15 protein-coding genes, 1 tRNA gene and 1 pseudogene are annotated in these 21777 nt (G+C 67.4%); 4 read left to right on the plus strand and 13 right to left on the minus strand.

Annotation, left to right across the window (positions count from 1 at the left end):
• Positions 1 to 11: 11 nt before the first annotated feature.
• The 3 genes and pseudogenes from ACWIHT_RS39035 to ACWIHT_RS39045 all read right to left on the minus strand — a co-directional run.
• Positions 12 to 677, minus strand: coding sequence for a response regulator (locus ACWIHT_RS39035; RefSeq protein WP_456173323.1), 666 nt, complete (start codon positions 675 to 677; stop codon positions 12 to 14).
• The gene (locus ACWIHT_RS39040; RefSeq protein WP_456173265.1) at positions 677 to 2011 is read right to left on the minus strand and encodes a sensor histidine kinase; all 1335 of its coding nucleotides are present in this window, start codon (positions 2009 to 2011) and stop codon (positions 677 to 679) included. The genes ACWIHT_RS39035 and ACWIHT_RS39040 overlap by 1 nt, the downstream gene beginning before the upstream one ends.
• A gap of 113 nt (positions 2012 to 2124) precedes the next feature.
• Positions 2125 to 3066 (minus strand): annotated as a pseudogene (locus tag ACWIHT_RS39045) (ABC transporter permease); the annotation flags it as partial.
• 181 nt (positions 3067 to 3247) lie between these two features.
• On the opposite strand from ACWIHT_RS39045, the gene ACWIHT_RS39050 reads away from it, so the two are divergent.
• Positions 3248 to 3586 carry a DUF3846 domain-containing protein gene (locus tag ACWIHT_RS39050; protein ID WP_456173324.1) on the plus strand — a complete coding sequence of 113 codons (339 nt, stop codon included), beginning with the start codon at positions 3248 to 3250 and terminating at the stop codon, positions 3584 to 3586.
• Between the two features lie 58 nt (positions 3587 to 3644).
• On the opposite strand, the gene ACWIHT_RS39055 is transcribed toward ACWIHT_RS39050, so the two are convergent.
• The 9 genes from ACWIHT_RS39055 to galU all read right to left on the minus strand — a co-directional run bounded on the left by ACWIHT_RS39055 (position 3645) and on the right by galU (position 14914).
• Positions 3645 to 5882, minus strand: coding sequence for an N-6 DNA methylase (locus ACWIHT_RS39055; protein WP_456173266.1), 2238 nt, complete (start codon positions 5880 to 5882; stop codon positions 3645 to 3647).
• A complete protein-coding gene (gene hsdR / locus ACWIHT_RS39060) occupies positions 5879 to 8332 on the minus strand; it encodes an EcoAI/FtnUII family type I restriction enzme subunit R (protein WP_456173267.1) in 2454 nt (817 codons plus the stop codon). The genes ACWIHT_RS39055 and hsdR overlap by 4 nt, the downstream gene beginning before the upstream one ends.
• An 862-nt stretch (positions 8333 to 9194) precedes the next feature.
• Positions 9195 to 9268: transfer RNA gene (locus ACWIHT_RS39065), tRNA-Ala, on the minus strand.
• Between the two features lie 61 nt (positions 9269 to 9329).
• On the minus strand, positions 9330 to 10718 hold the full coding sequence (gene sepX, locus ACWIHT_RS39070) for a divisome protein SepX/GlpR (protein WP_456173268.1): 1389 nt from the start codon (positions 10716 to 10718) through the stop codon (positions 9330 to 9332).
• A gap of 216 nt (positions 10719 to 10934) precedes the next feature.
• The gene (locus ACWIHT_RS39075) at positions 10935 to 11573 is read right to left on the minus strand and encodes a GNAT family N-acetyltransferase (protein WP_317888006.1); all 639 of its coding nucleotides are present in this window, start codon (positions 11571 to 11573) and stop codon (positions 10935 to 10937) included.
• On the minus strand, positions 11570 to 12112 hold the full coding sequence (locus ACWIHT_RS39080) for a MogA/MoaB family molybdenum cofactor biosynthesis protein (RefSeq protein ID WP_456173269.1): 543 nt from the start codon (positions 12110 to 12112) through the stop codon (positions 11570 to 11572). The genes ACWIHT_RS39075 and ACWIHT_RS39080 overlap by 4 nt, the downstream gene beginning before the upstream one ends.
• Positions 12109 to 12621: a cyclic pyranopterin monophosphate synthase MoaC gene (moaC, locus tag ACWIHT_RS39085; protein WP_456173270.1), complete on the minus strand. Its 513-nt coding sequence runs from the start codon at positions 12619 to 12621 to the stop codon at positions 12109 to 12111. Before moaC ends, ACWIHT_RS39080 begins: the two co-directional genes overlap by 4 nt.
• 62 nt (positions 12622 to 12683) lie before the next feature.
• Positions 12684 to 14006 (minus strand): molybdotransferase-like divisome protein Glp, encoded by a 1323-nt coding sequence (gene glp / locus ACWIHT_RS39090; RefSeq protein WP_456173271.1) that lies wholly within the window; start codon positions 14004 to 14006, stop codon positions 12684 to 12686.
• Between the two features lie 5 nt (positions 14007 to 14011).
• Positions 14012 to 14914: a UTP--glucose-1-phosphate uridylyltransferase GalU gene (galU, locus tag ACWIHT_RS39095; RefSeq protein ID WP_026178193.1), complete on the minus strand. Its 903-nt coding sequence runs from the start codon at positions 14912 to 14914 to the stop codon at positions 14012 to 14014.
• 132 nt (positions 14915 to 15046) lie between these two features.
• Between galU and ACWIHT_RS39100 the strand changes: the two genes are divergently transcribed.
• A complete protein-coding gene (locus ACWIHT_RS39100) occupies positions 15047 to 15628 on the plus strand; it encodes a 5-formyltetrahydrofolate cyclo-ligase (protein WP_456173272.1) in 582 nt (193 codons plus the stop codon).
• A 47-nt stretch (positions 15629 to 15675) separates the two neighbouring features.
• Here the strand turns inward: ACWIHT_RS39100 and ACWIHT_RS39105 are convergent, their stop codons facing one another.
• On the minus strand, positions 15676 to 18426 hold the full coding sequence (locus ACWIHT_RS39105) for a penicillin acylase family protein (protein ID WP_456173273.1): 2751 nt from the start codon (positions 18424 to 18426) through the stop codon (positions 15676 to 15678).
• Positions 18427 to 18620: 194 nt separating this feature from the next.
• On the opposite strand from ACWIHT_RS39105, the gene ACWIHT_RS39110 reads away from it, so the two are divergent.
• A complete protein-coding gene (locus ACWIHT_RS39110; RefSeq protein WP_456173274.1) occupies positions 18621 to 20201 on the plus strand; it encodes a potassium/proton antiporter in 1581 nt (526 codons plus the stop codon).
• Positions 20202 to 20473: 272 nt separating this feature from the next.
• Complete coding sequence (locus ACWIHT_RS39115; protein WP_456173275.1) at positions 20474 to 21748, plus strand: MFS transporter; 1275 nt, start codon at positions 20474 to 20476, stop codon at positions 21746 to 21748.
• The last annotated feature ends 29 nt before the right edge of the window (positions 21749 to 21777 follow it).

Consider the following 21777-nt stretch of genomic DNA (forward strand, 5'->3'; position numbering starts at 1 on the left):
CTGCCGGCCGGTCAGCTTCTCAGGTAGGTGAGCACGGCCAGCACCCTGCGGTGCGCGTCGTCCGCCGGCGGCAGGTCCAGCTTGGCGAGGATGCTGCCTATGTGCTTGCCGACGGCGGCCTCGGTGACCACCAGCTCGCGGGCTATCGCGCCGTTGGACCGGCCCTGCGCGACCAGCCCCAGCACCTCCCGCTCGCGCGGGGTCAGCCCGGCCAGCGGATCACGGCGCCGACGCAGCAACCGCCGTACGACCTCCGGGTCGACGACCGTGCCGCCGGCCGCGACCTCGGTCAGCGCGGCCACGAACTCCTCGACCTGGCCGACCCGGTCCTTGAGCAGATAGCCGACGCCGGTGCCGTCTCCGGAGTCGAGGAGCTCGGCGGCGTAGGCGCGCTGCACGTACTGGCTGAGCACCAGCACCGGCAGTCCCGGGCGCTCCGCGCGCAGCCGCACCGCCGCGCGCAGGCCCTCGTCCTGGAAGCCGGGTGGCATCCGTACGTCCGTCACCACGATGTCCGGCGCGTGCTCGGCGACGGCGGCCACCAGGGCGTCCGCGTCCCCGACCGCGGCCACCGCCTCGTGCCCGAACCGGGCGAGCAGCGCGACGATCCCGTCCCGCAACAACACACTGTCCTCGGCCAGCACGACGCGTAGCGCCGACCGCTCCCCCTCGACCATCACTCCCCCCGTTCCCCCTCCGCACCGCAGGAAATGCCCGCGCGTGGACTGCCATCGCGCGGAATGCCCGCGCACGGAGTGTCCGCGCACGGGATGTCCACCCGCAGGACCGTCGGACCGCCCACCGGACTCGACACCTGAAGTGAACCACCCAGCACTGACACCCGGTCCCCGAGCCCGGTCAGCCCGCTCCCCCGCCCCGCGTCCGCGCCCCCGCACCCGTCGTCGTACACCTCCAGCACCAGCCGTCCGTCCCGGTGGCCGCCCCGCACCCCGGCCCGGGTGGCGCCGCTGTGCCGGTCGATGTTGGCGAGTGCCTCGCAGACGACGAAGTAGGCGGTGGCCTCGACGGCGGGCGGTAGCCGTTCGGGCAGGTCGAGTTCGAGGTCCACGGGTACGGCACCGCGGTCGGCGGCGTCGGCGACGGCGGCTTCGAGGCCGTAGTCGACGAGGACGCGGGGATGGATGCCGTGGATCAGTTCGCGGAGTTCGGCGAGGGCGCGTCCGGCCTCGTCGTGGGCCTTGGCGAGTTGGTCGGCGAGGGGGCCGGGCGGGGCGTCGAGACGGGCGAGGCCGAGGGTCACGGTGAGGGCGACCAGCCGTTGTTGGGCGCCGTCGTGCAGGTCGCGCTCGATGCGGCGACGCTCGGCCTCGAAGGCGTCGACCAACCGCAGCCGGGAGCGGGCGAGTTCGACAACCCGAAGCCCCAAGTCCTGCTGTCCCGGCTCCAGCAGAAGTCGCGTCAGCCCGGCGCGTGCTCCGGCGACGACCCCGAGGGCGTAGAGCCCGGGCGCCAGCAGCACGAGCCCGAGGACGGCGCCCCCGGCGGCGGACGGCCAGGTGGTGACTGTCCACAACTTGAGCACCTTCACCTCGCCGTCCCCCATCAGCGCGGGCGTGCCCAGCATGGCCAGCGGGCCGCCGAGCCCGACCACGAGCGCGAACGCGTCGAGCGGCCACAGCACCAGCGCGAACAGCAGCGTGTACGCCAACTCCCGCCAGGTCGCCTGCTCGCGCAGCCGGGTCGTCAGCAGGCCGCGCAGCCCCGGCCGGTCCGGCACCCGGTGCGGGCTGGGCACCGGTTCCCGGTCGACGAGCCGCAGCCGGTACCGCTCGGCGGCGGCGACGGGTATCCCGGCGAGCGCGGTCAGCACGAGCAGCGGTATCCCCACCAGGACGACGGCCAGCACACCCCCGCCGACCACCCCGGCCAGCAACAGCACCAGCACGACGGCCCCGGCCGGAACTCCGCTCCCGAGATACAGCACGGCCCGCCAGGGCCACACCGACCACAGAAAACCGCGCCTCGCCAGGGCCTGCCACACGGTACGCATGCGGATCACCGTAGGAGGCGGGGCAGTTGGGGGACAGGGGTCCAGGGGGTGGGACGGGGGTAGGGGCAGCCATACCTGCCGGGAGCGGAAAGGTTCCCTTCGCCCGTGATCCGCTACGGGCCGGAGAGGGCCTCCCGGGGAGCGAGGCGGGCGGCGCGGACTGCGGGCCACAGGCTGGCGAGGGCGCCGACGGCGATCGTGGCGCCGACGCCGACGGCCGGGGCCCACGGGGGTATGACGACCTGCCAGCTCTGGTGGACGGCGTAGCCCGCCGAGGCCACGGCACCGAGGGCGGCGCCGCTCGCCCCGCCGAGGGCGGACAGCAGGACGGACTCGGTCAGGAACTGGGTGCGGATCTGGGCGCGGGTGGCGCCCAGGGAACGGCGCAGGCCGATCTCGCCGCGTCGTTCCAGGACGGCGATGACCATGGTGTTGGCCACGCCGACACCGCCCACGAGCAGGGCGATGCCGCCGATGCCGACGAGCAGTCCGGTGAAGGCGTTGTCGGCGGCCTGCTTGGCAGTGCGGGCGTCGGAGGGGCGGGAGACGGTGACCTCGCTGGGGTTCTCGGGGTTGACGGTGGCCGCGCGGACGTCGCGGACCTGGCCGACCTCGCTGTCCGCGCTGCGGAGGTAGATCTGGGTGGGCCTGCCGTCGAAGCCGAGCAGGCGTTTCGCGGCGCCCCAGCCGACCAGGGCGGAGGTGTCCAACTCCGGGGCGAGCGGCGCCCGGTGCAGGATGCCGCTGACGGTGAACCACTGGCCGCCGAGCCAGATCCGGTTCCCGGGGCGGGTGATGCCGAGGAGTTCGGCCGTGGCGGCGCCCAGTACGACGGCCGGGTAGCGGGCCTGCGCGGCGTTGAGCCAGCTGCTGGCCGCCAGGCGCAGGCCGACGGTGGCGGGGAGGCCGAGTCCGGTGGCAAGGACGCCGATGCCGCCGCTGGCCTCCATGGGGATGTGGTCGTTGCGGTAGACGTGGGCGTCGGCGATGGTGCCGGTGGCTGAGGCTGAGTCGACGGGGGCGATGCGTTCGAGGCCCCATTCAGCCTGTTCAGGGTCAATTCAGGGTCAATTCGGGGTCTGTTCGGGGACAAAGCAGCGACAGCCGCAGCCGCCGAACCGGCCACCGGTCAGCGGTCAGCGGCAGGGCGGAGCGGCCGAGTAGGCACTTCACCTTTGGCAGAACCGGCGCGACTGGAACAACTCAATAAGCCGGGACGTCGATGCGTTCCGTGCTCTGGTCGGCGGCCATCTTCAGGTACTCAACCTGGAACGGCCGGCCGCGACCATGCACCTCAACAACGAAGGCAGGCTCGACGGGTTGCCGTTCAACCCCAGGGCTACGGCTCTGCTTTGGGCGCACAAGCTCGACCTTCGCAACGAAGACATCATCGCCGGTAACGCCTTGATCCTCGGCGTGCCCGATCGACACGCGACGACACCACGGCACCACGGCAGCAACAGAGCTGGTCGACCTCCTCTTCCACACCAAGCGTTACCGCGTGTTGGTGCAGAGCGAAGGCAACGAAAAGGTCTACGTGCACCTACCTGCGAACCAAACTCATCCAGGAATTGACGCGCATCGGAAAGGAGAACCCAGGAATCGCGGCGGCTGACCCCTCGTTCACCACGTCTCACGCAACGAACAGAGAAAGCCGATCAAGCAAAGCAAACGCCTCATCCAGACGCTTTGCAATACGCCCCTGTTCGAGCAGCGGCGCCAACGGGACGGTGAGCGCCTTCACCTGCTTTCCGTTAATTCCGATGTTTCCGGCGGTTGTAGCCGCGACACTCTCGATCTGCCTGCGGACAAACTTGGAATTCATCACATGCCGGAGATAGGCGTGCGAGACAAGAATTGCCCGAAGGCAGATAAGTTTGTCTGGGTGCAAGATAGGACCATTTGCCACAGGAGGCACCTGCGACACCCTGCCGACGTAGTGCAGATTACCGTTGAATCGACAAGCTAGCAGGTCGCCGGGGCGAACAAAATAAGAGGCGGCCTGACTCTCCGACAATTCGGTGAACTTGTGATCTGAAAGATCGACAACGCCGTCTCGCCGGGAAGTTGCCGCACTGATCCGGAGTAGCGGATAGCCAGCCCCCACATCATTTGGCTTAGCCGACGTTCCATTCCGACAGTGAGCCAAGATGTCCCCCAGCGAGACAAGCCGCCAGGAATCAGGCAAAGCGAGAGATTTGTCCGTCTCTAGCGCACGCACTCCACCCTTGAGACCCAGAGTTTGCTTCTCCGACGCGATTCGCGCGATCAGGTCGTCAACAGCCTCGTCTCCAGGCTCCGACTCAACAAGATGCCCGGTCAAAGCAAGCTCAACGACCGCATCTCGCATCCTCTCGACACCACCGGGAATGCGGGCCACTTCGTCCAATCTCTCGACCATGAGTCGAAGTTCGTCAACGTCCACAATTCTTCGTTCACAGGTCTTCAACGCCTGATTCAACAGATCACGGATGGCGTCAATTGTGTGCGCCGCCTCGCGCTGCTTGTGACGATAATCAGCAAGCAGCTCAGCCAGGCTTTCCCTCTGGCCGAGGTTGGAATTCGGATTATTTACGGCAAGATTGAAATTGCGTTCCCGGATTTGTTCAATCCCAACGCGCCACGACCGCTCCGACTCTTTGCGCTCACCCCACCACGCTCTCTCCTCATCGAACTCCTCAGATCGCATGGGATTGCTCTTGCTGTAGCTCTTTAGAGCCCGAGGAAGGGGATGCTCATAAAACCAAATTTCCCTCGTGGGCTCACCCTTGGCGAAGAAGAGCAGATTTGTGGCAATGTTGGCGTACGGGGCGAAAGCACTATTTGGAATCCGCACAACCGTATGCAAATTGCATTCTTCTAGCAACTGCTCTTTAATGCGGGTCTTAACACCCTCACCAAACAGTGTTCCATGCGGCAGGACGACGCCTGCACGGCCTCCAGGCTTAAGCAACCTCATGATAAGCACGAGGAACAGATCCGCGGTCTCTCGCGTGCGGACTTTCTGCGGGAAGTTCTGCTCGACCCCGGGTTCCTCGATGCCACCAAAGGGCGGGTTGGTGACGATCACGTCCACACGGTCCGCCGGTCCGTAGTCCCGCAGTGGTCTGGTTAGCGTGTTCGCCCGACGAATCGCCGTCGGAGCGTCGACGCCATGCAGGATCATGTTGGTCAAGCAGAGCAAGTGCGGTAGCTGCTTCTTCTCGATACCTCGTAGAGAGGATTGCAGCAGAGTCTCTTCGTCACCGGTCTTCACCTGCTTGCGCAAATGGTCGATGGTGTTGGCCAGGAAGCCGCCAGTCCCGCAGGCCGGGTCCAGCACGATCTCCCCAAGCTTCGGATCCACCATTTCCACAATGAACTGCGTCAACGCCCGTGGTGTGTAGTACTCGCCAGCATTTCCTGCGCTCTGCAAGTCCTTGAGGAGCTTCTCATAGAGATCGTTGAACTGATACCGGTGAGCGCGAATCGTGAAATCGATTGAGTTGATTCTGTTGATGACCTGGCGGAGCAGCGTGCCGCTCTTCATGTAGTTGTAGGAGTCTTCGAAAGCCTCACGAACGATCAGCGTGCGAGGGTTAACCCCCGCAGGCAGTTTCCGGAGAGCTGGAAACAAGTCGTTGTTGACGAAGTTGTTGAGGTCGTCGCCGGTGAGGCCCTCTTCGTCCCCGGCCCAGTACCGCCACTGGTACTTCGCCGGCACGGCCGACTCGTACCCGTCGGTCATCAACTCCAGTTCTCGCTCAGTGTCGTCAAGAATCTTGAGGAAGATCATCCACACGAGCTGGCTCAGACGCTGGGCGTCACCGTCTACGCCCTGGTCCTGCCGCATGATGTCCTGGACGGACTTGATCAGCGTAGAGGAAATCACTGCTCCGCCCGGTACAGCTGCCGCTCAAGGTCATTCACGGCCTTGAGGTAGGTTTCGCGGGCTCCAAAGGGCCGGATGAGCTCCATAGGTCCGCCCATCGATCGGAACGGCTCCACCCGCAAGATCCCAATATCTTCGATCGATCGCATGCCTGACTGGATGTACTTGTCGAGCAACGCCTCCAGCACAAAGCGCGCCTGGCCCTTGTATTTGTCAAGGTAGCCGTTTGCGCGGACCGCTTCGGCGCGATGCCGACGCTCAACTGGCTGACGTCCGTAGGCAACATCAAGCGCCATGTCGAACGGATCGAGCTCCAGGCCTGACTGCTCCACCAGATCTTCCAATGGGATCCCGGCGTCCAAGAGTTCGTCGAGCAACAACGATCGCTGGTCTGCGCCCACCCAGACATTCACAAAGGCGTCTACGGTCGGATACCGCTCCAGCAGGTTCTTGCGGACGAACTCCTTGAGACTCGATGTGAGCGGCTTGCCGTCGGCCCCAAGCAACTGCACCTGCTCGCCGATGATGGTGACCTGCTGGCCACTGACCACTATTCGCTTACGCCGAGGCTTGCGGCTGCCCGGCCGTTCCACCCATTGATCCGGAACGTCAGCATCCTCATCGGTGCTTTCGGTCTCATTGACATCATCCAGGTCTTCGACGGCGTCTTCCATGGCGCCGTCGGGCGGCAATTCATACACCTTGACGGGCTCGCCGTCGAATTGTGCGTCGGCGAACAACCTCGTGACGTTCTTGAAGTCCATGACGACAAAGAACCACTTGTCGTAGTCCGTTCGCACACGGGTTCCGCGACCGATCATCTGCTTGAAGTCGGTCATGCTCTCGACTTTACTGTTCAGCACAATGAGCTTGCATGTTTGTGCGTCCACCCCTGTGGAGAGAAGCTTCGAGGTGGTCGCAATGACTGGATAGGTCATCTCTGGGTCGATAAAGTTGTCGAGTTCTTGCTTACCCTGCTGGTCATCGCCGGTAATCTGCATGACGTACCTGGAGTCCTTACGGACTTCGTCAGCGTTGAGGTTCGCCAGAACTCGCCGCATCCGATTCGCGTGCGGAATATCCCTGCAAAATACGATCGTCTTGGCGTACCTGTCAGTGCTCTTCAGATACTCGGTGATCCGCTCCGCAACGCGCCTGTCGCGCTCGGGAAATACGATCGAGTCGTCGATGTCATCGCCGGCATAGTGCCGGTCGGGAATCAGAGTCCCCGAGTCGTCGACTTGCCCTTCCTCGGGACGCCAGCCGAAAGTATCGACGTCAAGGGCAGTACGGATGACTTTATAAGGGGCGAGATAGCCGTCATCGATCCCTTGCTTCAACGAGTAGGTATAGAGAGGGTCGCCGAAGTAGTCGCTGTTGCTGACGGTCTCTGTTTCCCTGGGTGTTGCCGTTAGTCCGATCTGGATCGCAGAGCTGAAGTATTCAAGGATGCCCCGCCAAGCGCTATCTTCCCTCGCACTCCCCCGGTGGCACTCATCGACGATCACCAGGTCGAAGAAGTCCGACGAGAACTGCTTGTAGACGTTGTCTGCTTCTTCTGTACCACTGACAGCTTGGTAGAGCGAGAAGTACAGCTCGAAGCTTTTGTCGACAGCCTTGTTTTTTACACCGGTCGAGTCATCAGCGCTTGCAACTTTCGTAATGGTACCGCGTGAGGAACTGAGCTTCGCCATTCGCCCCTTGAACATGGCGAAGTCGTTCATCATGGCCTGGTCGATCAGGATATTGCGGTCAGCCAGAAACAACACCCGAGCCTGGGACTTACCAGGGTTGATGGCCTTGAAGGATTCCATGAACCGCCAGATGATTTGAGCGGCGGTGTAGGTCTTGCCAGTGCCGGTTGCCATGACGAGTAGCAGCCGCCGAGCCTCCTTCGCGATGGATTCCATCGTCCGGTTGACCGCAATGCGCTGGTAATAACGCGGCCTGCGCCCCGACCCGTCGTCATAAAACTGGCTTGCGATGACCGGCTCTTCGGCGTCCGCGATTCCCTTCCACCGTTTATAAATGTCATAGAGCTCGGCGGGTGACGGAAACGCATCGAGCGGGATTTCCGTCTCGACCTCTTCCCGAAAACCCGTCCGGTCATGCCATACGAAGGAGTCGCCGTTGCTCGTGAAGACGGAAGGTACATCGAGCTGTTCGGCATACTCAATGGCCTGCTGCATGCCGTCACCCGGCTCGTGGTTGTTATCCTTGGCCTCCACCACGGCAATTGGCAGGTTGGGACGCCACTCCAGCAGATAGTCAACCTTCTTGGGCCTTTTCCGAACGCCCTTCTGGCCAACCACCTGAATGCGTCCGGCCGAGAAGTAGTAGTACTCCTCGCGGAGCGAGGTCAGGGGCCAGCCGGCGGCACTCAGGGCGGGCGTGATGTACCGGGTGCGGATCTCTGTCTCGGTAAGTTGGGCCTTATCCGGATCACTCACGGCGCCGATCCTACCGACCACTCCCGACAGTCACGGCGAGACGCGGCAACCCTACGGACCTCGCCCTGCTAGCGACCACCTGGCCCGTTTATGCCGCTTGTATCTATCTGTCCATTCGTGCGGCTGGCCCGCCCCTGAACCCCTCGCCCTTTAGACGGGGGCTTCTTCTTGTTGGTGGCCTGCTCCTCCGGCTCGTCACCGATCGGCATGCTCAGCTTGTGACCCACCGGGGCACACGCGGCTGTCGACCAACGATGACGAAATCGTGGACAGAGCGTCGTACACGGCTGGTGCGCTGCCCCTCAACGTCTGCCTTGCGCAGTACAGCGCGCTCGGTGCTCGCCTGAAACAGCCGGTCGAGGACGGCCAGCGTGCACCGCGCCCGCCCCCAGCTTGCGGAGCCGTGCCCTGCTTGAGTTGGTCGAACTCGTCCACCACGACCATCGGCACCACGAGGTGAACGGAGTGTTCTGTTACGCCCAGCAACTCGTCGAAGTCGGTCTCTCCGCCAACCGTCCGCCGCCAACGCAACCGAGCCGTCTTCGTCCGCTTCTGGATCGTCGACGACCAGGAGCACGGCGTGGACCTGACCGAAACCTTCGCCCACCTTCTCGCGCCCGACTCCGACGGAAGGGAAAACAAGATCGCTGACGCCCCGGAAACCGACCCAGAACCGGTCATGGTCGGCGGAACGGTGGGACGCACCCCCAGGGGCCACCAGTGCCCCACTGAGGCGCCGAACGGCACCCCCGAATCGATCCCCGACCCCGCGACCCGATCCAACGCCCGCACGGCCCTCTACCCGCCGAAACGAAGAACCCCGATCCGTTTCGGGATCGGGGTTCTGACGTCGTTACTTGGGTGGACCTGTGGGGATTTGAACCCCAGACCCCCTCGATGCGAACGAGGTGCGCTACCAGACTGCGCCACAGGCCCTTGCAACGAGTGAAACTCTAGCATCCCCCTCAGGGTGCTTGGAAATCCGTTCCTTGCCTGGTCACTCGTTGGCCGCGCGGGGCCGCTCGCCGTCCTCGTACTGGTCGAACAGGGGGGTGCGCCCCCGCTCGCGGGCCCGGCGGGCGGAGGCGGCGCGGCGGGCGTCGGTGCGGCCGTCCGGCGTCGTCTTGTCGTCGTCCGACAGGTCCTCCGCCTCCTCGTCCCGGGCCTCGTCCCGTGCCGTCGGCTGCGCCTCCTGCTCCGGTGCCACCGTGCTGGAGCGCGCGGAGCTCCACGCGTCGGGCGCCCCGAGGTCCACGTCGGAGGTGGCGCGCGGTGCGACCGGTGCGGTGACGTACGTCGGCAGCGGTACCGGTACGGGGTCCCAGCTGTCGCCCTGGCCCGGTCGGCGCTGACGTTCGCGCTGTTGGTCGACCCACTCGGCGTGGTCGGTCTGTTCGACGAGGGCACGGCGGTCGGCGGCGAGGGCGGACATCCCGGGGTCCGTCTCCGGTTCGGGTCCCTCCTCGGTGTCGTCGATCCCGGCGTCCACGGTCGCGCGCCGGCGCGGCTGACGCTCCCGCAGTCGCTGCGCGGCGACCTCGGCCTGGCGGCGGTCCATCTGGTAGGCGAAGCGGCTGCGTTCCTGGGAGCGCAGGTAGGCGATGTACCCGCTGAGCAGTACCGCCGGCACACCGGGCGCCCAGAGCAGGGCGAGCCCGCCGACCGCCGCGACGATCGCGCCGAGCGTGAAGGCGAGGAAGAGCATCACAGTGGTACGTCGACGGCGCGCGAGCACCTTCACACGCCGGGCGCGCGCCGCGGCGGCCTCCTCGGCGGGCGTACGCCGCCCGACCGGGACGCGCCTACGGGCGGACGCGGGGGCCGACTTGGGTGCGGTCTTGGGCGCGGACTTGGACGCCTGGGCGGAGGAAGGGGCGGGGACGGAGGCTTGCTGGGGTGCCGGTTTGGCCGCCTGATCACGGGCCTGGTCCCGAGCTTGGTCACGGACCTGACCCCGGGTCTGATCGCGGGTCTCGTCGCGCGCCGGTTCACGACCCGGCTCACGCGCGGGTTCGCGCGCCGACTCTCGGGTCGCTTCGCGCTCCGGTTCCCGCGTCGCTTCCGACCTGTCCGGGCCCGGTCGGCGGACCTGCGCGTGCACCTGGGGACGGGCCGGGGGCATGGCGAAGGCCCGGACGTCCACCGAGTCGGTGACGGCGTCCGGCACGACGGCGCTGGACTCCCCCTCCTCGGTGGAGCGCGCCCGCAGGTCCTTGGCGTACCGGCGCTCCATTCCCGCCCGTCCGGACAGCAGCCGGATGGCGGTGCTGAAGCGTTCCGTCGGACGGGCCTCGTTCAGCTCGTCCTGCCTACGGAGCCACATCGGCACCAAGTAGGCGGCCCAGGCCCCGACAATGACTGCGTAGATGAGGCCGCTGCTGCTCACGCCTCACACGGTAGAGGGGTTTGCGTGAGGCCATCTGCCAATTGAGCCGGTGTGTCGCACGATCTGGCTGATATTTCGAGCTTTTTTTGTGACCGATGCGATCAACAGGCCGCGGAGTTGGCGAATTCATTGCCCCGAGGTGGTCATCCGTCGATCACTTTCGAACACTTATTCCATTTTTGGGGATCCGGGCTTCCGGGCCCAACAGGCTCCCCGCTACGCGGGATTGTCGTGCGGTGTGCTCCGGGAGCGTGCCCGCTGCCAGCGGGCCAGCAACCCTTCGGGGACCTCTTCCGCGGTGAGCGCGAAGACGAGATGATCGCGCCAGGCGCCGTCGATGTGGAGATAACGGGGCCTGAGCCCCTCCTCACGGAATCCGAGTTTCTCGACGACCCGGCGGCTGGGGCCGTTCTCCGGGCGAATGCAGACCTCGATGCGGTGCAGTCCCACGGCACGGAAACAGTGGTCGACGACGAGTGCCACGGACGTCGGCATCACTCCGCGCCCGGCCACCGACTCGTCCACCCAGTAGCCGATGTGGCCCGAGCACATCGAGCCCCAGGTGATCCCGGCGACCGTCAACTGCCCGACCAGGCGCCCCTGGTACTCGATGACGAACGGCAGCATCCGGCCCGAGTTCGCCTCGGAGCGGAGGTGTCTGACCATCTGCCGGTAGGTCGGCCGGTGCGCGATCGGCCCACTGGGGGTGGGCGGCGGAATCGTCGCCTCCCAGGGGCGCAGCCAGTCCCGGTTGCGCCGGTTGACCTCGCGCCAGTCCCGCTGGTCGCGGAGTTTTATCGGCCTCAGGACGATGTCGCCGTCCGCCAGTACGGCGGGCCAGGATGGGCTGTTCAGCTCGCACCCCCACTGGTGTCGGCGGGTCTGGGGTGATCGCCGCCTCGGATCTGGTCGACGGCGTGCGCCAGCAGGGGTTCCAGGACGGCGAGGCCGTCCTTCACCCCGCCGGTGGAACCCGGCAGGTTGACGACGAGTGTGCGCCCGGCGACTCCGGCCAGGCCCCGGGAGAGCGCCGCGGTCGGCACCTTCTCGCGACCGAACGCCCGGATGGCCTCGGCGATGCCCGGCACCTCGTAGTCGATCACCGCGCGGGTGGCCTCCGGGGTGCGGTCGGTGGGCGAGAGGCCGGTGCCGCCGGTGGTGACGACCGCGTCGTAACCGGCCGCTACGGCGGCTCGCAGGGCGGCCTCCACCGGTTCGCCGTCGGGGACCACCCGCGGTCCCTCGACCGCGAAGCCGAAGCCCTTGAGGCCGGCGGCGATCAAGGGGCCGCCCCTGTCCTCGTAGACCCCGGAGGAGGCGCGGTTGGAGGCGGTGACCACCAGTGCCCGGTACGGCGCGGGCAGCGCGCCGCCGGCCGGATCGTCGGGACTCATGTCCGGCTCCAGTCCCCCGACTTGCCGCCCGTCTTCTCCTCCACGCGTACGTCCGTGATGACCGCTCCCTTGTCGACCGCCTTGACCATGTCGATCACGGTGAGCGCGGCGACGGAGACCGCGGTGAGGGCCTCCATCTCGACACCCGTGCGGTCCGTCGTCTTCACGGTGGCCCGGATCCGTACGGCGTCGTCCGCGACCGACAGGTCCAGTTTCACACCCGACACCGACAACGGGTGGCAGAGCGGGATCAGATCGGGAGTGCGTTTGGCGCCCATGATCCCCGCGATGCGCGCGGTGGCCAGGGCGTCGCCCTTGGGGACTCCCTCGCCGCGCAGGAGTTCGACCACGCGGGGCGAGACGAGGACGCGTCCGGTGGCGGTGGCGGTGCGCGCGGTCACGTCCTTGCCGGACACGTCGACCATCCGGGCTGCGCCGGCGTCGTCGATGTGTGTGAGGCGGTCCTGCTCAAAGGGTCCGGGGGTGTCCCCCCGGAAAGGCTCAGTCATGCTGTGTGGCGCTCCCGGTCCGGGCGTGTTGTGCGCGACACGGTACCGCCAACCAGGAGTACTCAGCCGAGCAGGACCACCTCGACCTCGGTGCCGGGTTCGACGGACTCGACGTCCTCGGGGACGACGATCAGCGCGTCGGCCAGCGCGAGGGCCGCGACCAGGTGCGATCCGGCGCCCCCTACGGGGGTGACCTCGCCGTCGGCGTACGTCCCGCGGAGGAATTGTCTGCGCCCTTTCGGGGAGGTCAGCGCCTTGTCGGTGGTGAGGGTGGCGCGGGTCCTGGGGCGGTGGACGTCGTCGAGGCCCATCAGGGTGCGGATCGCGGGGCGGGCGAACAGCTCGAAGGAGACGTACGACGACACCGGGTTGCCGGGGAGGGCGAGCAGCGGGATGTGATCGGGGCCGATGGTGCCGAAGCCCTGGGGTTTGCCGGGCTGCATGGCGAGCTTGCGGAAGTCGATCCCGGCGCCCTCCTCGTCCTCGTCGCCCACGGAGGACAGGGCTTCCTTGACGACGTCGTACGCCCCGACGCTCACGCCGCCGGTGGTGACCAGGAGGTCGGCGCGGACGAGCTGGTCCTCGATGGTGTCGCGGAGGGTCTCGGCGTCGTCGGCGACGGCTCCGACCCGGTAGGCGATGGCACCGGCGTCGCGGGCGGCCGCGGTGAGGGCGAAGCTGTTGGAGTCGTAGATCTGGCCGTCGCCCAACTGCTCGTCGGGCTGGACGAGTTCGCTGCCGGTGGACATGACGACCACGCGCGGGCGCGGGCGGACACGGACGGTCCCGCGGCCGATGGCGGCGAGCAGGGCGATCTGCGGCGGGCCGAGGATCGTGCCGGCGTCCAGGGCGCGGTCGCCCGCCTTCACGTCGCTGCCCATCGCGCGCACGTGCGCGCGTGCCTCCGCCGAGCGGTGCACGTGCACGTGTCCGCCGGCCGCCTCGGGGGCCTGGCTGCGGGCGCGCATGCCGGTGACCGGGCCGCCGCCGAGGCCTCCGTCGGTCCACTCCACGGGGACGACGGCCTCGGCGCCGGGCGGGAGCGGGGCGCCGGTCATGATGCGGGCGGCCTCACCAGGGCCCACGTGGAGCGGTTCGGCCTGGCCCGCCGCGACGTCGCCGACGACCGTGAGGACGGCCGGGTACTCCTCGCTCGCGCCCGCGACGTCCGTGACCCGCACCGCGTAGCCGTCCATCGAGCTGTTGTCGAAGGGCGGGAGCGAGACCGGCACCGTGATGTCCTCGACCAGGACGCAGCCCTGGGCGTCGAGCAGTTGCAGCTCGATGGGTTCCAGGGGGCGGACGGTCGCGAGGATGTCCTCCAGGTGCTCGTCCACCGTCCAGAGGTGGTCGGGTCCTGTGGTGCGGTTCGCGGCGGTGCTCAACGTTGCTACATCTCCTCGGCTACGTAACTGCGAAGCCAGGCGCGGAAGTCCGGGCCCAGGTCTTCACGTTCGCACGCGAGTCTGACAATGGCACGCAGATAGTCGCCCCGGTCGCCGGTGTCATAGCGGCGGCCCTTGAAGACGACGCCGTGCACCGGTCCGCCGACCTTCTCGTCGTCGGCCAATTGCTGGAGGGCGTCGGTGAGTTGGATCTCGCCGCCGCGGCCGGGCTCGGTCTTGCGCAGTATGCCGAAGATGTGGGGGTCGAGGACGTAGCGGCCGATGATCGCGTAGTTCGACGGGGCGTCGGCCGCTTCCGGCTTCTCGACCAGGCCGGTGACCTTGACGACGTCGTCGTCCGCGGTGGCCTCGACGGCCGCGCAGCCGTAGAGGTGGATCTGTTCGGGGGCGACCTCCATGAGGGCGACGACGCTGCCGCCGTGCTGCTCCTGGACCTCGACCATGCGCGCGAGAAGGGGGTCCCGGGGGTCGATCAGGTCATCCCCGAGGAGGACGGCGAAGGGTTCGTGGCCGACGTGCGGGGCCGCGCACAGCACCGCGTGGCCGAGGCCCTTCGGGTCGCCCTGGCGGACGTAGTGCATGGTCGCGAGGTCGCTGGACTCCTGGACCTTGGCCAGCCGGCTCGCGTCGCCCTTCTTCTGGAGGGCGGATTCGAGCTCGTAGTTGCGGTCGAAGTGGTCCTCAAGAGGGCGCTTGTTGCGTCCGGTGATCATGAGAACGTCGTCGAGCCCCGCCGACACGGCCTCTTCGACCACGTACTGGATCGCGGGCTTGTCCACGACCGGCAGCATCTCCTTGGGAGTTGCTTTCGTGGCCGGCAGGAACCTGGTGCCGAGACCGGCTGCGGGAATGACAGCCTTGCTGATCCTGGGGTGCGACTGAGTCATGTCCGAACCCTATCCGGTGCCTTTGTGCAGAATCTGTGGCTCCGGTTAATACGCTCTCATATGAGCACATTGGAAAGGATACGGGTGGGACCTGTGCGTCACCTGGGACCTGAACACGAGCCTGACAAGCGAATGTTGCGACGAGAGTTCCTCGCGGTGAGGAACAGGTTGACGGCCGGTGACGTGCGGGAAGCCGCCGCCGCGCTGGCCGGCCGCGCGCTGGAGCTGCCCGAACTGGCGCACGCGCGCACGGTGGCGGCGTACGTCTCCGTGGGGGGCGAACCGGGAACGCTCGCCCTGCTGGACGCACTCCGCGCGCGGGACATCGACGTCCTTCTCCCCGCGCTCCTCCCGGACAACGACCTCGACTGGGGTGCCTACGACGGCGAGGGCTCGCTCTCCCAGGTCCAACACGGCGGAAAGATGGCCCTGTTCGAGCCGTCCGGCAAGCGGCTCGGCCCGGACGCCGTGACGGCCGCCGACGTCGTCCTGCTGCCCGGTCTGGCGGTCGACGGACGCGGGATGCGGCTGGGGCGCGGCGGGGGGTCGTACGACCGCGTGCTGGCGCGGCTGGAACGGGCGGGCGCGCATCCCGCGCTGGTGGTGCTGCTGTACGACTCCGAGGTCGTCGGGCATGTCCCCACCGAGGCGCACGACCGGCCGGTGCGGGCGGCGGTGACACCGAGCGGCGTGCACCGGTTCCCGGGGAACTGAAATGGCCCTCCACGCGCGCGTGGAGGGCCATTTCGGATGTCAGCCGCTCACGGTTTCAGCACCAGGGTGTCGCTCGTGCTGTTGTCGACCGCCTTGGACGAGAAGGACCACGACAACAGTTCGCCGTTGACCCACTTGCCGGTCTGGTCGGTGTAGTGCGCGCTGAAGGCGTGCCCGGAGGCTCCGGTGAGGTTGATCCACTTGGACTTGTCGAAGTTGTCCAGGTTGACCACCATGCGCATCGACGGCACCCAGACCACTCCGTAGCCGCCCGCCGCGTTCCAGCCGGTGGCGTTGACCGTGGCCTCGCCGCCGCTGAGCTTCCAGGGGCCGCGGTTGAGGATGTACTGGACGATGGCGGGGCCCTCGGTGCCCAGGGTCTGGTTCTTCAGGAACAGGCGGTGCAGCCGGCCCCAGCTCCAGGTGTCGATGTCCTTGCCGAGCTTGGCGGTCAGCTCCCAGCGGGCGTCGATCATGGCGCGCTTGAAGAGCTGGTTCATGTTGGTCGCGCCCGGGCGGGTGCCCGACGCGGGAGTCTTCCACCAGTCGCTGTTCGGGTCGTCCATGAGCTTGCGGACGACCTCGAACCAGCGGTCGCCGCCGTCCGGCTGCGCCTGGTCCGCGTCGCGTTCGCCGCACTCGCGGACCTTCTGGTTGTCCTCGTCGGCGGGACCCGTGGTGTCGACCGGTGAGACGTACAGGCACTGGCCCTTGACCCGCAGTTCCTTGGGCAGCTTGTTGCCGAAGGCGAGCTTGAGGATGTTGCGCCAGACCGAGTTGAAGTAGGCGGCGGCCGCCGAATCGGCGTCCTGGGTGTAGTCCCAGCCCTCCAGGAGTTTCTGCGCCTGGCGCACGTCCGGGTCGGGCTCGTCGATCTTCAGCAGCTTGGGCACGAGCAGCTTGGCGATCTCGCTGCTGTCGTCGAGCTGCATCTGCCGCATGTCGTCGGTGGAGATCTTGCCTCCGCCGCCGATCTTCGACTCGATCAGATCGGTGATGCGCTGACTACGGGTGCCGTAACCCCAGTCTGTGGTGAGCGTGTACGGGTACTTGTCCTTGTCGATCACGGCCTGGTTGGCGGTGACGATGTAGCCGCGCTTCGGGTTGTACTCGTACGGCAGGGCCGCCTGCGGGATGTAGCCGGTCCAGTCGTACTTGGAGTCCCAGCCGGGCACCGGCAGCGAGCCGTCGCCCTTCCCGCGCACGGGGATCTTTCCGGGCAGCGTGTAGCCGATGTTGTTCTTGGTGTCGGCGTAGACGAGGTTCTGCGAGGGCACGTCGAACTTCGTGGACGCCGAGCGGAACTCGCTCCAGTCGGACGCCTTGTCGATGGCGAAGACGGCGTCCATGGTGGTGCCCGGGTCCTCGGCGGTCCAGCGCAGGGCGATCGCGTAGCCGTCGCCTCTGTCCGGGGCCGCGGTGTCGACGGTGGCCTTCTTGCCGACCTTGACGAGTTCGTCGTTGCGGTCGGACAGCAGCGGGCCGTTGTTGGTCTCCCGGACGACGATCTTCTTGGACGCGCCTCCGGCGACCTTGATGGTCTCGGTGCGGCTCGTGAAGGGCCTCGTAGTGCCGTCGTACAGGTAGCCGTCGCCGGACAGCTTCTCCAGGTAGAGGTCGGTGGTGTCGACCCCGGAGTTGGTCATGCCCCAGGCGATGTCCTGGTTGTGGCCGATGACGACGCCGGGCATGCCCGCGAAGGTGTATCCGGTGACGTCGTACTGGCACTTGCTGGAGATCGCGCGGCAGTGCAGGCCCATCTGGTACCAGACGGACGGCAGCGACGCCTCCAGGTGCGGGTCGTTGGCCAGCAGAGGCTTGCCGGTGATGGTGTGCGCCCCGCCGACGACCCACGAGTTGGAGCCGATGCCCTGGCCGTTCACGCCGACAGCCGTCGGGAGGTCGTCCAGGACGTTCGAGAGGCCCGCGAGCTGGCTCGTGAGGGCCGAACCCGACGAGGACGACGTGGAACCCGTCGTGCCGCTCGTGGACGTGCTGGAGGTGCCGTCACCGCCGTTGAACGTCTTGGTGTACTCGTCGTACTCGCCCACGGTGACGATCGGCTCGTTGCGGCTGTACGGATACTCCGGGTACAGGTCCGCGATCTGCTGGGGGCCGAGGCGGCTGGTCATCAGCGCGCGGTCGATCTCGTCCTGCATGTTGCCGCGCAGGTCCCAGGCCATCGCCTTGAGCCACGAGACCGAGTCGACCGGGGTCCACTTCTCGGGCTTGTAGTCGTTGGTGAAACCGAGAGCCGCGTACTCCAGGGAGATGTCTTTCCCGTCCTTGCCCTGGAGGTAGGCGTTGACCCCCTTGGCGTAGGCCTGGAGGTACTTCTTCGTGGAGGCCGACAGCGTGGTGTCGTACTCCTTCTTGGCGACCCGGTCCCAGCCCAGGGTGCGCAGGAACTCGTCGTCCTTGACCTGGCTCTTGCCGAACATCTCGGACAGCCGCCCGGACGTCATGTGCCGGCGCACGTCCATCTCGTAGAACCGGTCCTGCGCCTGGACGTAGCCCTGCGCCATGAACAGGTCCGCGTCGGAGGACGCGTAGATCTGCGGGATGCCGTAACTGTCGCGCTTGACGTCGACGGGCCCCGACAGGCCTTCCAGGGTGATCGAACCCGTGGTCTGCGGCAGGGAGGCACGGACCGTACTGACGGACCAGTAGGCGCCGTAGGCGATGCCCCCGATGATGGCCATTACCAGGACGAGAACCAATAGACGGGCTTTGCGCCCCTTTTTCCTGCCGGACTTGCCGGGCTTATGACCCGATGAGGCGGTGGTGTTGGGGGGCATCGCTGTCCTTGCTGTCCTAACGCGAGCGGCAGGGCGGGCTGTGCTTTTGACTGAGCGCTGGAGCAACCATAGGCGCAGGCTTCCGAGCGACTTGACGCGGAGTCGGGTACCGGCGCGGACGGGCGTTCGATCTTGCCTCGGGAAGCGTCAAGAAAGCGTCAAGAGTTAGGTAAGGTAACGAAGTACTTGGATGCGTGGCGCCGCAGCCTCGCGTCCCCTGTACATGTGCTGCCGCCCCGGACGCGCGTCAGCCGAGGAAGGGAAGCCTTCTGACTGTCCACCACCTCGACCAGCTCCTGCTCGTCTGCTCGCTCGTCCTGCTCGTCGCCGTCGCGGCGGTCCGGATCTCCTCGCGCAGCGGGCTCCCCAGCCTGCTCGTCTACCTGGGGATCGGCATCGCCATGGGCCAGGACGGCGTCGGCGACATCCATTTCAACAACACCGAGCTGACCCAGGTCATCGGATACGCGGCCCTGGTCGTGATCCTTGCCGAGGGCGGCCTCGGCACGAAGTGGACAGAGGTCAGGCCGGTCCTGTCGTCGGCCGCAACGCTGGCGCTCGCAGGGGTGGCGGTGAGTGTCGGCGTCACGGCCGCGGGCGCGCACTACCTGGTCGGTCTGGAGTGGCGGCAGGCGTTCATCGTCGGGGCGGTGGTGTCCTCGACGGACGCGGCGGCGGTCTTCTCCGTGCTGCGCAGAATCCCCCTCCCCGCGCGCGTGACGGGCACTTTGGAGGCCGAGTCCGGCTTCAACGACGCCCCGGTGGTCATCCTGGTCGTCGCCTTCTCCACCGCGGGCCCGGTCGTGCACTGGTACGCGCTGGTGGGCGAGATAGCCCTGGAGCTGGCCATCGGCGCGGCCATCGGCCTCGCCGTGGGCTGGCTCGGCTCCTGGGGGCTGCGACACGTGGCGCTGCCCGCCTCCGGCCTCTACCCGATCGCCGTGCTGGCCATCGCGGTCACCGCGTACGCGGCGGGCGCCCTGGCGCACGGCAGCGGCTTCCTGGCGGTCTATCTGGCCGCGATGATGCTCGGCAACGCCAAGCTGCCCCACTGGCCCGCGACGCGCGGTTTCGCCGACGGGCTCGGCTGGATCGCCCAGATCGGCATGTTCGTCCTGCTCGGCCTGCTGGTCACCCCGCACGAACTGGGGGACGACGTCTGGCCGGCGCTGATCATCGGCCTGGTGCTGACGATGGTGGCCCGGCCGCTCAGTGTGGTGGTCAGCCTCACACCGTTCCGGGTGCCCTGGCAGGAGCAGACGCTGATGTCCTGGGCGGGGCTGCGCGGCGCCGTGCCCATCATCCTGGCGACGATCCCCATGGTGAACGGTGTCACCGGCAGCCGTCGCGTCTTCAACATCGTCTTCGTCCTGGTCGTCGTCTACACCCTCGTCCAGGGACCGACGCTGCCCTGGCTGGCGCGCAAGCTGAAGCTGGGCGAGGGGCCCGAGGCCGCCGACCTCGGTATCGAATCGGCGCCCCTGGAGCGGCTGCGCGGGCATCTGCTGTCCGTCGCGATCCCCGGGGAGTCGAAAATGCACGGCGTCGAGGTCAATGAACTCCGGCTGCCGGCCGGGGCCGCGGTGACCCTGGTCGTACGCGACGGAAAATCGTTTGTTCCGCTGCCCTCGACGGTCCTGCGGCGCGGCGACGAACTCCTGGTCGTGGCGACGGATCCGGTCCGGGACGCGGCCGAACGGCGGCTGCGCGCGGTGGGTCGCGGCGGGAAGCTGGCGGGATGGCTGGGCACGGACAACACCACGGCCAGTCATTAAGGGCATGTTTCGTACGGTTCACGCGTTCACCAATCGCAGGTGAACGCGCGCGTGGCGCCTGTTTTCACAGGCCCACCGGCCTTCGCTCCCTGTACGATGAAGGCACATTCTGATCGAACCAACTCTGCCTGACGCAGTGCTGGCGCGACCGTATGGCGGCCGAATCCCTCCTCCGCAGTGGGCACCGGTATCTACCGCAGTTCCGCGCAAGAGGACAGTGCTCGGCGCCCCCCGCACAGGGCGCGCTACCAGGCGGCAGAAAGGCACGGGCCGTGGAATCCACGGTCACCTCCAGGACGGGATCCCGTCCTGGATACGGGCAGCTGCTGCGCACCCGCGGCGCCTGGACGTTCCTGCTTCCCGGCTTCGCGGCACGCCAGCCGTTCGCGATGCTCACCATCTCCATCGTGCTGCTCGTGCAGCACACCACCGGCTCCTACGGCGCCGCGGGCGCCGCCGCGGCCGCCACCGGCGTCTCCATGGCCCTCTTCGCGCCCTACAGCGGGCGCCTGGCCGACCGCCACGGGCAGCGGGCCGTGCTGATCCCCGGCGTCCTGGTGCACTCCCTGTCAGGCCTGACGTTCACCGCGCTCGCGCTCGGTCACGCTCCCCTGTGGGCGCTGTTCGTGGCCGCTGTGCCGACGGGCGCCTCGGTGCCGCAGATCGGGCCCATGGTGCGTGCCCGCTGGGGCGTGAAGCTCCAGGACTCGCCCCTCATGACAACCGCCGCCGCCTTCGAGTCCGTCACCGACGAACTGACCTTCGTCTTCGGCCCGTTGCTCGCGACCGCCCTGTGCACCACCGTGAACCCGGCGGCCGGTCTGGTCACGGAGGCCGGGCTCACCCTGGTCGGCGGTCTGCTGTTCGCCGCCCGCAAGAGCACCCAGCCCACCGTGACCGCCGACAGGCACGCGCGCGTGGAGCACGTTTCCGCACTGCGCATCCCCGGAGTGCGTGTGCTGATCGTGACCTTCCTGGGCATCGGTTCCGTCTTCGGCGGAATGCAGGTCTCCCTGGCCGCCTTCACCGAGTCGATCGGCGAACCCGGCCTCAACGGCGTCCTCTACGGCACCTTCGCCGCCGGCAACATGCTCTCCGGGGTCGTCTGCGGTGCCGTCGCCTGGAAGGTCGCCCCGCAGCGCCGTCTCCTCGTCGGCTACGCGGCCCTCGCGCTGACCGCGTCCGCCCTGTGGACCGCCCACTCGGTACTGCTCCTGGCCGGCCTCGGTCTGCTGGTCGGCATGTGCATCGCGCCCGCCCTGATCACCGGCTACACCCTGGTCGAGGGGCTCGTCCCGGCCGGCGCCCGTACCGAGGCCTTCACCTGGCTGACCGGCGCGGTCGCCCTCGGCCAGGCCGCCGCCGTCACCGTCGCCGGACAGCTGGAGGACCGCCTGTGGGGCGGCGCCGGTTTCCTGGTGCCGATGGCCGGTACGGTGCTCGCCCTGGGGACCCTGATCGCGCTCCGGTCGCACCTCGCGACCCGGCCCCACAGCCGCACCGTGGCACGTGGCGTCGGTCACCGCGTGCCGGTGGCAGTGGACTGATCCCCGGGAATACGTCACTATGGACGCTC

The sequence above is a fragment of the Streptomyces sp. NPDC002276 genome (genome assembly GCF_053891435.1).

Bases quoted from the DNA above. Each gene is read 5' to 3' on its own strand.
- ACWIHT_RS39035 (WP_456173323.1), bottom strand. From the start codon at position 677: ATGGTCGAGGGGGAGCGGTCGGCGCTACGCGTCGTGCTGGCCGAGGAC.
- ACWIHT_RS39040 (WP_456173265.1), bottom strand. From the start codon at position 2,011: ATGCGTACCGTGTGGCAGGCCCTGGCGAGGCGCGGTTTTCTGTGGTCG.
- ACWIHT_RS39080 (WP_456173269.1), bottom strand. From the start codon at position 12,112: ATGAGTCCCGACGATCCGGCCGGCGGCGCGCTGCCCGCGCCGTACCGG.
- moaC (WP_456173270.1), bottom strand. From the start codon at position 12,621: ATGACTGAGCCTTTCCGGGGGGACACCCCCGGACCCTTTGAGCAGGAC.
- galU (WP_026178193.1), bottom strand. From the start codon at position 14,914: ATGACTCAGTCGCACCCCAGGATCAGCAAGGCTGTCATTCCCGCAGCC.
- ACWIHT_RS39100 (WP_456173272.1), top strand. From the start codon at position 15,047: ATGTTGCGACGAGAGTTCCTCGCGGTGAGGAACAGGTTGACGGCCGGT.
- ACWIHT_RS39105 (WP_456173273.1), bottom strand. From the start codon at position 18,426: ATGCCCCCCAACACCACCGCCTCATCGGGTCATAAGCCCGGCAAGTCC.